12 protein-coding genes and 1 tRNA gene are annotated in these 12,953 nt (G+C 57.2%); 7 read left to right on the forward strand and 6 right to left on the reverse strand.

The annotated features are described in order from the left end of the window. Both T363_RS0101285 and T363_RS0101290 read right to left on the reverse strand, forming a co-directional pair. The coding region (locus T363_RS0101285; RefSeq protein WP_031472482.1) for a helix-turn-helix domain-containing protein at window positions 1–280 on the reverse strand (280 nt) is incomplete at its 3' end. Window positions 281–478: 198 nt separating this feature from the next. After that, window positions 479–563, reverse strand: a tRNA-Leu gene (locus T363_RS0101290). Window positions 564–828: 265 nt separating this feature from the next. On the opposite strand from T363_RS0101290, the gene T363_RS0101295 reads away from it, so the two are divergent. From T363_RS0101295 to prmC, 5 genes are all read left to right on the forward strand, one after another. Continuing rightward, entirely contained in the window at window positions 829–2,163 is a 1,335-nt protein-coding gene (locus tag T363_RS0101295) for a hypothetical protein (protein ID WP_031472484.1), read from the forward strand. A gap of 63 nt (window positions 2,164–2,226) precedes the next feature. Next, window positions 2,227–2,916 carry a response regulator transcription factor gene (locus tag T363_RS0101300; RefSeq protein WP_031472486.1) on the forward strand — a complete coding sequence of 230 codons (690 nt, stop codon included), beginning with the start codon at window positions 2,227–2,229 and terminating at the stop codon, window positions 2,914–2,916. Between the two features lie 300 nt (window positions 2,917–3,216). Further along, window positions 3,217–4,782 (forward strand): sensor histidine kinase, encoded by a 1,566-nt coding sequence (locus tag T363_RS0101305; RefSeq protein WP_051643012.1) that lies wholly within the window; start codon window positions 3,217–3,219, stop codon window positions 4,780–4,782. Continuing rightward, a complete protein-coding gene (locus tag T363_RS0101310; protein WP_031472490.1) occupies window positions 4,779–5,714 on the forward strand; it encodes a DUF1385 domain-containing protein in 936 nt (311 codons plus the stop codon). Before T363_RS0101305 ends, T363_RS0101310 begins: the two co-directional genes overlap by 4 nt. Before the next feature lie 125 nt (window positions 5,715–5,839). Next, on the forward strand, window positions 5,840–6,706 hold the full coding sequence (prmC, locus tag T363_RS0101315) for a peptide chain release factor N(5)-glutamine methyltransferase (protein ID WP_051643013.1): 867 nt from the start codon (window positions 5,840–5,842) through the stop codon (window positions 6,704–6,706). Between the two features lie 274 nt (window positions 6,707–6,980). Here prmC and T363_RS0101320 read toward each other — a convergent pair whose 3' ends face one another. The 3 genes from T363_RS0101320 to pepF form a co-directional block, all read right to left on the reverse strand. Beyond that, entirely contained in the window at window positions 6,981–7,457 is a 477-nt protein-coding gene (locus tag T363_RS0101320; RefSeq protein WP_031472494.1) for a regulatory protein RecX, read from the reverse strand. Next, window positions 7,454–8,608 (reverse strand): recombinase RecA, encoded by a 1,155-nt coding sequence (gene recA, locus T363_RS0101325; protein ID WP_051643014.1) that lies wholly within the window; start codon window positions 8,606–8,608, stop codon window positions 7,454–7,456. The genes T363_RS0101320 and recA overlap by 4 nt, the downstream gene beginning before the upstream one ends. Window positions 8,609–8,834: 226 nt before the next feature. After that, entirely contained in the window at window positions 8,835–10,634 is a 1,800-nt protein-coding gene (gene pepF, locus T363_RS0101330; RefSeq protein ID WP_031472498.1) for an oligoendopeptidase F, read from the reverse strand. A gap of 343 nt (window positions 10,635–10,977) precedes the next feature. Here pepF and rplJ point away from each other — a divergent pair, with 343 nt between their 5' ends. Next, the gene (gene rplJ / locus T363_RS0101340; RefSeq protein WP_031472500.1) at window positions 10,978–11,550 is read left to right on the forward strand and encodes a 50S ribosomal protein L10; all 573 of its coding nucleotides are present in this window, start codon (window positions 10,978–10,980) and stop codon (window positions 11,548–11,550) included. A gap of 47 nt (window positions 11,551–11,597) precedes the next feature. Beyond that, window positions 11,598–11,972: a 50S ribosomal protein L7/L12 gene (gene rplL / locus T363_RS0101345; protein ID WP_031472502.1), complete on the forward strand. Its 375-nt coding sequence runs from the start codon at window positions 11,598–11,600 to the stop codon at window positions 11,970–11,972. A gap of 65 nt (window positions 11,973–12,037) precedes the next feature. Here the strand turns inward: rplL and T363_RS0101350 are convergent, their stop codons facing one another. After that, window positions 12,038–12,574: a hypothetical protein gene (locus T363_RS0101350; protein WP_154658722.1), complete on the reverse strand. Its 537-nt coding sequence runs from the start codon at window positions 12,572–12,574 to the stop codon at window positions 12,038–12,040. Window positions 12,575–12,953 lie beyond the last annotated feature (379 nt).

Consider the following 12,953-nt stretch of genomic DNA (forward strand, 5'->3'; position numbering starts at 1 on the left):
CCCCTCTGTTTGAAATATTGTATTTGGCTACGATATCATCCACACTGCCAATTCCGCTAAGATACTCTTCAATGCAATGAATCTTAAATTCCTTGGAATACCTTCTGTTTCCACTTACAAAGGCTTCAATACCGTTCGCTTCGTACTTGGATATCCATCTATATATCTCGTCACGATTCATTCCATAAACATCTTGTAATTGAGAATAGGCAACCTTACCCGACTTATACGCTTCTATGATTTCTATTTTCTTCTCTGGAGTGAATTTTATTTTGCCCATAAAAAATCCTCCTAAAGTAGATTTTGGTTTTTTCCATGGTCTACTTTAGGAGGATCATATCAATGCGCCTGACTTTTTATATTTTGAGAAAGAAAAAGTTTTCGTGCCGCAGCGCGTATGCGATTGAGAAAACGCTCGAAACGCAAGTTTTTCCACAAACGAAAAACCGGAGCAAGCGATACAATGCTTGCTCCGGTGTGGTACGGGTAGTGGGGGTCGAACCCACACGCCTTGCGGCACAGGAACCTAAATCCTGCACGTCTGCCAATTCCGCCATACCCGCCGATCATATTCTTTGCCGTGGCTTTGGATAAAGAGCGGCACACGGCGCAGCAACACACTGCACACATGCGTTACCAGTATACCTGTTCGGGGGGATTTTGTCAATTCCCCCGGATGGGAAAGAAGGGCGGAGGACTGTCTGCGCACGGCGCAGAAAAGACTGCCGGAAAGCGTAAAATTTCTGTAAATGCCAGTACCCAAGGGGGTGGGATTGTGCTATACTTAAACTGTATAAATATTTTCCGTATGATAAGTGGGAGAGATCCATGAAATCGTTCCGCATTATTCCCGCGCTGCTGTCCCTGCTGCTGCTGGGCGGCTGCACGTTCCCCTCGGGCGACGATCTGCTCGCTGCGCCCAAACCCTCCACCAACTACCGCACCCTGCAAGCCGAGCTGGAAGAGCTGCTCGCTTCGGGCGTGTCCTATACCGCACCGGCCGAGGGTGAAAACCGCTCCTCGATCCAGCTGGTCGATCTGGACGGTGACGGCGTGGAGGAAGCCATTACGTTTTTCCGCGGCTCCTCTGCGGCAACCAGCAGCAATTTCAGCGTTTACGTTTACCGCAAGCAGGAGGAGCGCTATGTCTGCACCGGTTCGGTAGAAGGGCAGGCAATGGCGATCGAGTCAGTCGATTATCCGGTGATCACGCCGGACGGCCGCCGCGGTATGGTGCTTAGCTGGCGGCTGGGCGGCGACGGCACCGGCGCACTGACCGTGTGTGATTTTAATAAGGACTGCGTGCCCAGTGTGCTGCTGGAAACCGAATACTCCGCCATGGAACTGGCCGATATGACCGGGGACGGCGCGCGCGATTTGCTGCTGCTGACCACGGATCCCGCAGGCAGGCGCGTGGCGCGGCTGTATCAGTATCACAGCGGTGCGCTGACACTGGCCGGCGAGACCGGCACCAGCCCGGAAACCGTTTCGGTTGAGCGGATGCAGACCGGCCGTGTGTTGGATAACCATACAGCGGTGTTTGCTGAGGAAAAGATGGCCAGCGGCGTTGGACTAACGACCGATATCTTTGTTTATGCAGATGATCTGCTGATCAATCTGGCGTTGGACGGCGAAAATGCCATCACGCGCAGCACCTACCGCCCGGTATCAGTTTACGCGGCAGATGTCAATGGCGATGGCATGACCGAGCTGCCCCGTGCTGTGCTGATGGCAGGATATACGGACGCGGCGGCCTCTGACGCGGTGTTTATGCTCGATTGGTATGCCTACGGCGTCGATCAGATCCCGGAACGGGTGATGACGACTTATCAGAATATTTCGGACGGGTGGAGCCTGACGATCGACCCCGCCTGGCGTGACCGTATCACGGCGGTCAAATCCAATGATACCGGCCTTAGCTTGGTGACGTTTTCGGAATATCTGGGCGGCACGCAGCGCGTTCCGCTGTTTATTGTGTACTGTGCCACCGGTGCGGCGCGCGAATATTATGCCGGGCGGACCGATCTGGTTCAGCTTGGGCAGACCGCACAGGCAGTTTACTTTGCCAAGTTTGCCGAGGAAGCACGGAACAGCACGCTGGCGGTTACGCCCGAGGATGTGCGCAAGCGCTTCTCTTTGGTGAAGCAGGATTGGAATGAGTAAAAACGGCAGACGCCGGGGGCGCAGGGCGCGGCCGGGCGTGCAAATAAAAGGAGGAAGCTGTAAATGAAACGGAAAATTCTGGTGCTGGAAGATGAGGAGAATATCCGCTCCTTTCTGGTGCTCAACCTGAAGCGCAGCGGCTATGAGGTGATCGAGGCGGAAACCGGAGAGCAGGCGCTTGAGAAATACCACGTCAATCAGGACATCGCAGTGGCGGTGCTTGACGTGATGCTGCCCGGCATCGATGGATATGAGGTCTGCCGTGCGATGCGAGCTGCGGGCTATCAGGCCGGTGTGATCATGCTGACTGCCCGCACGCAGGAAGCCGACAAGGTGACCGGTCTGATGAACGGCGCGGATGATTATGTGACCAAGCCGTTTTCCGTTATCGAGCTGGCCGCGCGTGTGGATGCGCTGTACCGCCGCGTATCCGGTTCGCCTTTTGCGGAAGAGGACGTCATCAAGTCCGGCCCGTTCAAGCTCAACCTGCGCGCGCGTGAAGTGCTGAAAAACGGCATCAAGATCGAGCTGACGCAGATCGAATACGGTCTTTTGAAGGCGTTTATGGAGAACATCGGCAAGGCGCTGTCGCGCGATGAGCTGCTTGAGATGGTGTGGGGCCATCACTATGTGGGCGAGCTGAAAATCGTCGATGTCAACATCCGCCGCCTGCGTATCAAAATCGAAGATGACCCGGCGGAGCCGACGCATATCGTTACGGTGCGCGGCTATGGGTATATGTGGGAGGGGTAAGATCCCCTTCCTTTCCCTGAAAAGGGGCAGGTGCGGTCAAAAAACGCGCACGCGCGAGATCCTTCGTCGCTGCGCTCCTCAGGATGATCATTTATTTGTCATTCTGAGCGGAACGAAGTGGAGCGAACAAGCCCGCGCGTGCGCGTTGCCGCTGATGCCGTCGGCACCACCAGATGACTGCCTCCCCTTGAAGGGGAGCATGGTTTGGCGGCTGCACATCCTTTCCGCACTTTCGCCCGCCTGTAAAGCGGGCATCTCCGCCGCCCGGATGCGGGACGGCGCCAACGAAAGGTCTTTCTTATGACAATGAATAATCGCAAACACATCAAAAAGCCCGAGGCGCCGCCGCAGCCCATGCCGCCCAAGGTGCTGCATTCGCCGGGCGGCATTAGAGGCCGCTGGATGATGAACTCGCTTTCCTTTGTGCTGGTCATTCTGGCGGCGGTCGTCATTTTGGTATCGGTGGGGATCTCGGGATATTTTTATGCCAACGTGCGGAATAATCTGGTTTCCCGCGCAACAACAGTAGCCGATACCTTCCGTAAGTATTTCACCGAATCTTACGACCAGTTCTATACGCAGGCCGAGGCCGCGATTGCGACCTTTCAGGAGCAGGACAAAATGGAGCAGCAGTTTGTCAACAGCAGCGGCCGCATTTTGCTGTCCACTTCCGGGCTGACGAGCGGCAGCATGGCATCGACCGAGGATGTGTCCAAATCGCTCTCGACACAGACCACGCAGGTATTTACCGGACGGGACCCGACCTCGGATGAGCGTGTGATGAGCGTGACCGTACCGCTGCTTTCCTCCCGCGGGGATATGATCGGCGGCGTGCGGTTCATCACTTCGCTGCGCGTGGTTGAGCGGCAGATCTGGATCATCATCGGCATTGCGATTTTGGCGTGCCTGATCTTTTTGATGCTGGTCGTTGCATCCAACAGCTATTTTATCAAGTCGATCGTGGATCCCATCCTCAAGGTCAACACGACTGCCAAGGAAATTGCCGCGGGCCGGTATGGCGTGCGGCTGCAAAAAACCTATGACGACGAGATCGGCGAGCTGTGCGATACGATCAATTATATGTCGGATGAGATCAGCCGTGCCGAGCGCATGAAGAACGACTTTATCTCCTCGGTTTCGCACGAGCTGCGCACCCCGCTCACCGCCATCGGCGGGTGGAGCGAAACGCTGCTCGCGGGCGGCGGCGAGGACCCGGAGGAGGTTATGCAGGGACTGACCATTATCCAGAAGGAGGCGGGCCGTCTGACCCGCATGGTCGAGGAGCTGCTGGACTTTGCCCGCATCGAATCCGGCCGCATGAAGCTTGAGGTCGAGCTGTTCGACCTGTCGATCGAGCTGTATGAAGCGGTATACATGTATGAAAACCTGCTGCGCAAAAGCGGCATCCATCTGAGTTATGATGAGGATGTGGAAGCAAACTACTATATCAACGGCGACCGTCACCGCATGAAGCAGGTGTTCCTGAATATTCTGGACAATGCCGCCAAATACGGGGCGGACGGCAAAAAAATCGATATCACCCTGCGCCGGGACGGCGGGAAGATCGTTGCCGCGGTGCGTGACTACGGACAGGGCATTCCGGAAGCGGAGCTGCCCTTTGTGAAGGAAAAGTTTTATAAGGGCTCATCCAAGCAGCGCGGCAGCGGCATCGGCCTTGCCGTAACCGAGGAAATCGTATCCCTGCACAGCGGTACGCTGGAGATCGCCTCGACACAGGGCGCCGGTACTACGGTTACGATCACGCTGCCCGCCGCCGAGGCGGAGGAAGCGCTCGGCATTACCGGGGCGATTCCCAAAGTGCCGGAATCTGCGTACAGCCCGGAACCCGAAGGAGAAAAGCAATGACAACGCAAAAGAAAACCACGATCGGCGGTCAAGCCATCATTGAAGGGATCGTGATGAAAGGACCGAAAAAGACCTGCACGGTTGTGCGCCGGGCAAACGGCGAGCTGGTCGTGAAGGAAGAGGCTACACACCAGCCCTCTGCCCTGTGGAAGGTGCCGGTGCTGCGCGGGGCATATAATCTGTTTACCGCTATGAAGGAGGGCATTCAGGCCATCAATTACTCGGCTTCGTTCTTTGAGGACGAAGAGGCGGATGTGCCGCCTTCCAAATTCGAAACGTGGCTGGAAAACAAATTCGGTTCCGAGCGGCTGAACCGAATGATCCTCGGCCTGTCCACCGTGCTCGGGATCGCGATGCCGGTCGGCCTGTTTATGCTGCTGCCAAGCTTTCTCAGCGGGTTCGTGCCGGAAAGCTGGGGCATGCCGGCGCGCAACATTGCAGAGGGTGCGGTGCGCATTCCGCTGTTTCTGCTGTTCATGTGGTCGGTGTCGCACATGAAGGACATTCACCGCACCTTTGAATACCACGGGGCGGAGCATAAAACCATTTTCTGCTACGAAGCAGGGGAGGAACTGACGGTGGAAAACGTCCGCCGGCAGCAAAAGTATCATCCCCGCTGCGGCACAAGCTTTATGTTTGTGCTTATCATCGTGGCGACGATCGTTTCCTCGATCGTTTTTTCCTTTGTCCATGTGGTCAATCCGTTTTTGCGGATGCTGGCGCATCTGCTGCTGCTGCCGCTGGTGGTTGGTATCAGCTATGAGTTCAACCGTTATGCCGGCCGGTCGGACAGTCTGATTTCACGTGTTCTGCGCTGGCCCGGCCTGATGATCCAGCACTTGACGGTGTTTGAGCCGGATGACGCGATGATCGAAGTGGCGATCACCGGCATGAAGGCGGTCATTCCGGAGGATGGGTCGGACAACTGGTAAACCGTACAGGGGGTGTCCATCCACCTGTATCCGAAAACCGGGGGGATGTCTTCCGGCTGCTGCGATTTGATATCGTGGTGCGCCCAAGGGGGGGGTGCAGAACAGAAAGAGGGGTGGGTCAATCCTTGACCAAGACGATCAATGATGTGTACATGCAGTTATACCATCGCTTTAAGGAGGCAGACGATCCGCAGCCGTCGCTTTCCGCACGGGAGCTGACCGCCTGTGCCTGCCGGGTGGACAAGGACCGCACGGCGGAGTGGGGGCACATCTATCTGGACGATGCAACGGTGGATTATGCCCACCTGCTGTGCGACCGCTGTCTGGACGGCGAACCGCTGGCCTATATTCTGGGGGAGTGGGATTTTTACGGCCTGACCTTTCGGGTGGATCGTTCGGTGCTCATCCCACGCGCGGATACCGAGCGTCTGTGTGAACTCGTGATCGAGCGGGCGCGGCAGAAGGTTTCGCCGCGTATTCTGGATCTGTGCTGCGGTTCGGGCTGCATCGGCATTGCAGCGGCGCACACGGTCGGGGATGCCCGCGTGGCTGCCATCGACAATTCGGAGGGTGCGCTGCGCATCACCCGGGAAAATGCACGCCGGCTGGGGGTGCAGAACCGTCTGGTGGCGGTGTATGCGAATGTGCTGGAGGCGCCGCCGAACAGCATGGGGCAATTCGATATCATGGTTTCCAATCCGCCTTATGTGACCCGCACGGAAATGCACGAGCTGGACCGCAGCGTATACAGCTACGAGCCGCATGAGGCACTGTACGGCGGGGCGGATGGACTGGATTTTTACCGTGCGATCTGCCAGCGGTGGAGCGGACTGCTGGTGCCGGGCGGTGTGCTGCTGTTTGAGTGTGGCTGGCAGCAGGCCACGCAGGTCGCGGCAATCATGGACGAACACGGGTTTGCCGGGATCGGCATTACCGAAGATCTGGCCGGTGTGCCGCGCATTGTATTCGGTTACTGGAGCAGCGCATCGTAGCGAAGATGCGGAATGTGAAGCGAAAAAGTCTTTTTCCGGTGTGGATGACCACAATACGCGTGGCAGCGCGCATCAAACAGCATTTGCAGCGCAAATGCATAAAAGCTGGGGACGTGTACCTCAGCTTTTATACTTTGAGAGAGAAAAAGTTTCTATACAGGAACTTTTTCTCGTCCGTGTTTGGCATTGTCCAAACACGTATTGTCGGAAAAACGCAAGTTTTTCGACAGTCTTAAAAATCCACCGTATGCACACGCATACGGTGGATTTTCTGCTATGGGGATATTTCGTCTTCCGGCAGGCTGTCGCCGTAGTCCGCCAGTGCCTGACGGATCTCGTTCCAGCCAAAGCCGCGCCGCTGCAAAGCGGCCACCGCTTTTTCGACCTGCCGCCGGTCGGATACGTCGCCGTGCAGACGTTTTTCGAGCAGGGCGTGCAGTACGCCGGGGGCGGGAGAAAAGTCCTGCAGGACGGCATCGGCAATTTCCCGTTCGATACCGCGGCGCGTCAGCTCCTGCCGGATGCGCGGCGCGCCGTAGCCCTTGCGGGTGCAGGAACGGACAATGCCTGCTGCATAAGCGGTATCATCCAGCAGCCGGTGCTCGGTCATCCACGCGACTGCATAGGCGGCTTCCTGTTCGGAAAATCCCTTTTCGGTCAGCTTTTCATACAGCTTATTTGCACTGAGCGCCCGGTAGGAAAGCTGCTTGGCGGCGGCATCAAGCACCGCGCGGCTGCGCTGCGTACTCATTCGTCGTCGAGGTCGTCAAAATCATCCGCGTCGATCGACACAGCCTTGGCCGAGCTGGCCTTGGGTGCGGACGGGGCAGGCGCAGGCTCGGCTGCCGGTTTGGCCGCAGCCGACTGGTGCGCCTTGCGGCGCTCTTCTTCGACCTTTTCCATGATCTGCTGCTGCACGGCGTCAGCCTGATCGGGATGATCCTTAAAATACTGCTTGGCAGCATCGCGGCCCTGACCCAGCCGGATATCCCCCATGGAGAACCACGCGCCGGACTTGGTGACAATGCCGTATTTCACGCCCAGATCGACCAGCTCGCTCGTGCGGGAGATACCTTCGCCGTACATGATGTCGAACTCGGCTTCCTTAAACGGAGGTGCGACCTTGTTTTTGACCACCTTGCAGCGCGTGTGGCTGCCAATCATCTCAGTACCGTTTTTCAGGTGCTCCATGCGGCGCACATCGATGCGCACCGAAGCGTAGAATTTGAGGGCGCGGCCGCCGGTCGTGACCTCCGGGCTGCCGTAGATGACGCCGACCTTTTCGCGCAGCTGGTTGATGAAAATGGCAACGCACTGGCTTTTGGCGATTGAACCGGCGAGCTTGCGCATGGCCTGGCTCATCATGCGGGCGTGCAGGCCGACGAAGGAATCACCCATTTCGCCTTCGATTTCGGCACGGGGGGTAAGCGCCGCAACCGAGTCGATGACAACGATATCGATTGCGCCCGAACGAACCAGCGCTTCCGCAATATCCAATCCCTGTTCACCGGTATCCGGCTGGGAAACCAGCAATTCATCAATGTTGACGCCCAGCGCCCGCGCATAGACAGGATCGAGCGCGTGCTCCGCATCGATAAATGCGGCGGTGCCGCCGAGCTTTTGCGCTTCTGCCACGCAGTGCAGTGCTACTGTGGTTTTACCCGAGGATTCCGGCCCGTAGATCTCGACGATACGGCCGCGCGGCAGACCGCCGATGCCGAGCGCCAGATCCAGCCCGATCGAGCCGGTGGGGATATGGTCCACCTGCATACCGGCGTTCTCTCCCAGACACATGACCGAGCCTTTGCCAAACTGCCGCTCGATCTGGCCGAGGGCGGCGGCGAGCGCCTTCTTTTTATCGGCCGCGGGCGCGACCGTTTCCAGCTGTTTTTTGGTAGCCATAGTAGCCTCCTGCACATCAGTTTGATTAGGTTCATTATAACAGGATGCCGAATCATTTGCAAGAAAATTATCGAAAATTTGTTCGATTTTCAAAAACACATTTTGCGGACACAAAAGCCGCCCCGCGGTATGCGGGGCGGCAGAGGCTGTTGAAAAAAGTATTGTGGCGATGGGTGTCAGTAATACGCACGGCAGCACGCATGACTGCCGGTTGGCAGGAAACAGCTTATATCAGCAGCGCTTCCATATCGCCGAGCAGCTCGTCGAACAGCCGGGTGGCGTCCTCGATCGGCTGTGGGGCCGCCATATCCACCCCGGCGCCGCGCAGCAGCGTGATCGGGTCGGCCGAGCAGCCGCCCGACAGGAAGCCGAGATAATCCTGCACAGCGGGTGCGCCTTCGCGCAGGATGCGGCGCGACAGGGCGATCGCAGCGGCATAGCCGGTGGCGTACTGGTAAACGTAATAATCGTAATAGAAATGCGGGATACGCGCCCATTCAAGCGCGATCTGCTCATCGATGACCATATCCGGGCCAAAATACTGTTCGTTCAGCCGTTTGTACAGGGCACAGAGGGCCTCTGCGGTCGTGCCCTCGCCGCGCTGGGTCATGCGGTTGACCTCCAGCTCAAATTCCGCGAACATGGTTTGGCGGTACAGCGTGCCGCGGAACTGCTCCAGAAAATGATTGATGAGGTAGGCACGTTGGGTTTTATCCTCGGTCACCGAGAGCAGGTATTCCATCAGCAGCGCTTCGTTGCAGGTGGAGGCGACTTCTGCCACAAAGATCACATAGTCCTGATAAGCGGTCGGCTGCGTTTTGTTGGACAGGTAGGAGTGGATCGCGTGGCCCATTTCGTGCACCAGCGTGAACACATCGTCCAGTGTGCCCTTGAAGTTGAGCAGCACATAGGGGTGCACCCGCGCACCGGCGGAGTAGGCGCCCGAACGCTTGCCCTGATTTTCGTATACATCGATCCAGCCGTTTTCAAACCCCTCGCGCAGGATGGCAAGGTATTCCTCGCCCAGCGGGGCAAGCGCCTTGCAGGCGATCTCCTTGGCTTCTGCAAAGGTAAACCGCATTTCCACCCCTCCGACAACCGGCACATACAGATCGTACATATGCAGCTCGTCCACACCGAGCAGCTTTTTGCGCAGCGCAACGTAGCGGTACATCGGCGCGAACGAGCGGTGCACCGCGTCGATCAGGTTGTGGTAGATCGCAGGCGGTACTTCGGTGCCGTCCAGCGCAGCGTCCAGCGTGGAAGGATAGCGGCGGGCATTGGCAAAAAACAGCAGCTGCTTCATCTGTGCGGACAGGGTAGCCGCCGCGGTATTGCGGAACTTACCGTATACCGTATAAAGCGAATCGAACGCGGCACGGCGCAGCACGCGGTCGTAGGACTGCATCAGCGGGATAAAGGTACCGTGCGTCACCGGATGCGGTACACCGTCTCCGTCCACCGCATCCGGGAAGGTGAGGTCGGCATCGTTCAGCATGGAATAGATCTCATCCGGTGCGGCGGCCATTTCCCCGGCGGCAGCCAGCAGCGCCTCTTCCTTATCTGAAAGCACGTGGTCGCGGCGGCGGCGCACGCGGTCGATGCACAGGCGGTAGCCTGCAAGCGCAGGTGTTTGCTGATAAAAGCGCGCGAGTACCTCATCCGGAATGGCGAGCAGCTCGGGGGTTTCAAAGGCCGCGGCGGACTGCAGCTCAACGGCAAGGCGTGTTACCTGACTGACCATTTCCTGATAGGCGGCGGCACGGGTGTCCTCGTCGCTTTTGCGCTGGGCATAGTGCACGAGCGCATCAAAGGCAAGGCTGACCTCGTCATTCAAACGGAAAAAGGCAAGCAGGGCATCGCCGCTTTCGCCCAGCCGGCCGCGGCAGGCAGTGATGCGCGGAATGAATTCACGCGCCTGCGCCAGTGCGCTGCGCCATGCGTCATCCGAGGGGAACAGGTCGCAGATCGACCATTGATCCTGCGCGGGAACGTCCGCACGGGCGGGGATATGATTGGTATGCATGGAAATCCTTCCTTTCCTATCGTGTTTTCAATACCTTATTATGATAGCGCAGGGCGTGCAAATATGCAAGAAAAAGCCCGCTGCGGGCGCTTGGCAGCACAAAACCAAAAAAGAAGAGATTATGCAAAATAAAGCTTGACAAAACCGGGTGCAGCGCATATAATATAAGAGCTTGGTCAAAGACAGCTGGCAGCCGCATGGCTTGAAAGGCATTTCCGCCGCCCGCCGAGGTCAACACGAAACGGCTATAACGATCGCTTCCGATCGCTGATAAGGTTTTCTGTGTACCCTCCCTGTGTCTTTGCACCGGGAGGGTACTTTTATTTTTTAGGAGGTGAAAAAGATGCCGAATGCAAAGGTTCTGGAAGAAAAGAAGGCTCTTGTCGCTTCTCTGGTAGAGAAGATCAAGAATTCTCCGGCCGGTGTGCTGGTCGATTACAAGGGCATCAACGTAGAGGATGATACCAAGCTCCGCCGCGAACTGCGTGAAGCAGGCGTTGAGTACATGGTTATCAAGAACACCCTGATCCGCTTTGCTGCCAAGGAGCTGGGCTTTGAAGGTCTGGACGAGCACCTGAACGGTACTTCCGCTCTGGCGATCTCCACATCGGACGACGTGATCGCTCCCGCCAAGATCCTGGGCGCGTTTGCCAAGACCCACGAGAATTTTGTGATCAAGGCCGGTTACCTGGAAGGCAAGGTCATCGACGCGGACGAGGTCAAGAAGCTGGCCAATATGCCGAGCAAGGAAGTTCTGGTTGCACAGGTGCTGTACAGCTTCAACTATCCTATTATGCAGCTTGCTATTGCCTGCGATGCCATCGTTAAGAAGGCTGAGGGCAACGAGGAGATGAGGGTAGCCGATCTGGTTGCCGCTGCCGCTCCCGCCGCAGAGGAAGCTCCCGCTGCGGAATAATTCAAAATTTTTAATTTCAAAAATAACTTATAATGGAGGTTTATCCCATGACTGTTCAGGAGATTATGGATGCTGTAAAAGAGCTCAAGGTTATGGAGCTCTCTGAGCTGGTAAAGGCTCTGGAAGAGGAATTCGGCGTATCCGCTACGCCCGTAGCTGTTGCAGGTGCCGGTGCCGGCGCTGCGGACGGCGCTGCCGCTGCTGATGCGAAGAGCGACTTCGACGTTGTTCTGGTTGACGCTGGTTCTTCCAAGATCAATGTTATCAAGGTTGTTCGCGAGATCACCGGCCTGGGCCTGAAGGAAGCGAAGGAGAAGGTTGATTCTGCTCCGCAGACCATCAAGGAGGCTGCTCCGGAGGCTGAGGCTAACGAGATCAAGGAGAAGCTGGAAGCTGCCGGCGCGAAGGTTGAGCTGAAGTAAGTTCAGCTTTTACAAGCGAATGAAAGAGGATGTGCATAGCACATCCTCTTTTGTTTTGCCGCCGCTTAGTCATAGCCGCCCACGGCCGGAGGCAGGGACTGATAAGCCGGGCTGTCCCGGTACAGCGTGTCCATATACTGCACAAAATCGCAGAACGCTGCAGCATCGGGGTCGTTTTCCGCGCGGATTTGGGCGGTGCTGTCACCGGTAACGGTGTAGGACTGCCCGCCCGCCGTGAAGGTGATCTCATATTCGGTCAGCGGGCTCATACCTGTATCGGCGGCGTGGAGCGGTGCATCGGTCAGGCGGTCGAGTGCGCAGGCGCGCAGCTTGTCGTAGATCGCCTGCCGGGTTTGGTCGGTCACGGTGAGAGCGGCCTGCGCGGTGGGTTGTCCTTGCGGGTCAGCCAGATCCTTTTGCACCAGTCCGGCGCCGGTATCATATACATTGGGTGCGGCGGGATCGATCCAGTTGGCATAGCGGATGGCGAAATCATCCGGCATGTTTTCCGGCAGGGCAGAGGCGGCCGTTTGACCGCCGCAGCCGGCAGCCGTGCCGAGCAGCAGAACAAGCATCGCGGTGAAGATACGCTTTTTCATCATAAATCCCTCCTTTACTGTGTTAGACGGTCGGAAAGGGAAAAGGTTCCGGCAAAAGGGCGCAAACAGCCGGACAGCCGTTTTTCCGATCACAGAGGGCTGACCACTTACCGAAACGAGGTATCGTGCCGACGCGTATTCCGAATACGCGCGGCAGCGCGTATGAAACACCATTTGCACCGAAAATGCACAAAAGCTGAGAGCGTGTACCTCAGCTTTTGTTTTTCGAGAGGGGGAAAGATCCCGCATGGAAACTTTTTCTCGTCCGTGACCCGCGCAGACCAACACAGTTTAACGGAAAAACGCGGTTTTTTGACAAGCTCAGCCGCCCCGCAACCTATGGTTTCGGGGCGGCTGTTTTTCTTACGCTGCTTCGGCAGTG

Origin of the sequence: Agathobaculum desmolans ATCC 43058 (genome assembly GCF_000701665.1) — a bacterium.
GTDB lineage: Bacteria > Bacillota > Clostridia > Oscillospirales > Butyricicoccaceae > Agathobaculum > Agathobaculum desmolans.

Coding starts and splice junctions, on each gene's coding strand:
- T363_RS0101295 (WP_031472484.1), top strand. CDS start 829: ATGAAATCGTTCCGCATTATTCCCGCGCTGCTGTCCCTGCTGCTGCTG.
- T363_RS0101300 (WP_031472486.1), top strand. CDS start 2,227: ATGAAACGGAAAATTCTGGTGCTGGAAGATGAGGAGAATATCCGCTCC.
- T363_RS0101305 (WP_051643012.1), top strand. CDS start 3,217: ATGACAATGAATAATCGCAAACACATCAAAAAGCCCGAGGCGCCGCCG.
- T363_RS0101310 (WP_031472490.1), top strand. CDS start 4,779: ATGACAACGCAAAAGAAAACCACGATCGGCGGTCAAGCCATCATTGAA.
- T363_RS0101320 (WP_031472494.1), bottom strand. CDS start 7,457: ATGAGTACGCAGCGCAGCCGCGCGGTGCTTGATGCCGCCGCCAAGCAG.
- recA (WP_051643014.1), bottom strand. CDS start 8,608: ATGGCTACCAAAAAACAGCTGGAAACGGTCGCGCCCGCGGCCGATAAA.
- pepF (WP_031472498.1), bottom strand. CDS start 10,634: ATGCATACCAATCATATCCCCGCCCGTGCGGACGTTCCCGCGCAGGAT.
- rplJ (WP_031472500.1), top strand. CDS start 10,978: ATGCCGAATGCAAAGGTTCTGGAAGAAAAGAAGGCTCTTGTCGCTTCT.
- rplL (WP_031472502.1), top strand. CDS start 11,598: ATGACTGTTCAGGAGATTATGGATGCTGTAAAAGAGCTCAAGGTTATG.
- T363_RS0101350 (WP_154658722.1), bottom strand. CDS start 12,574: ATGATGAAAAAGCGTATCTTCACCGCGATGCTTGTTCTGCTGCTCGGC.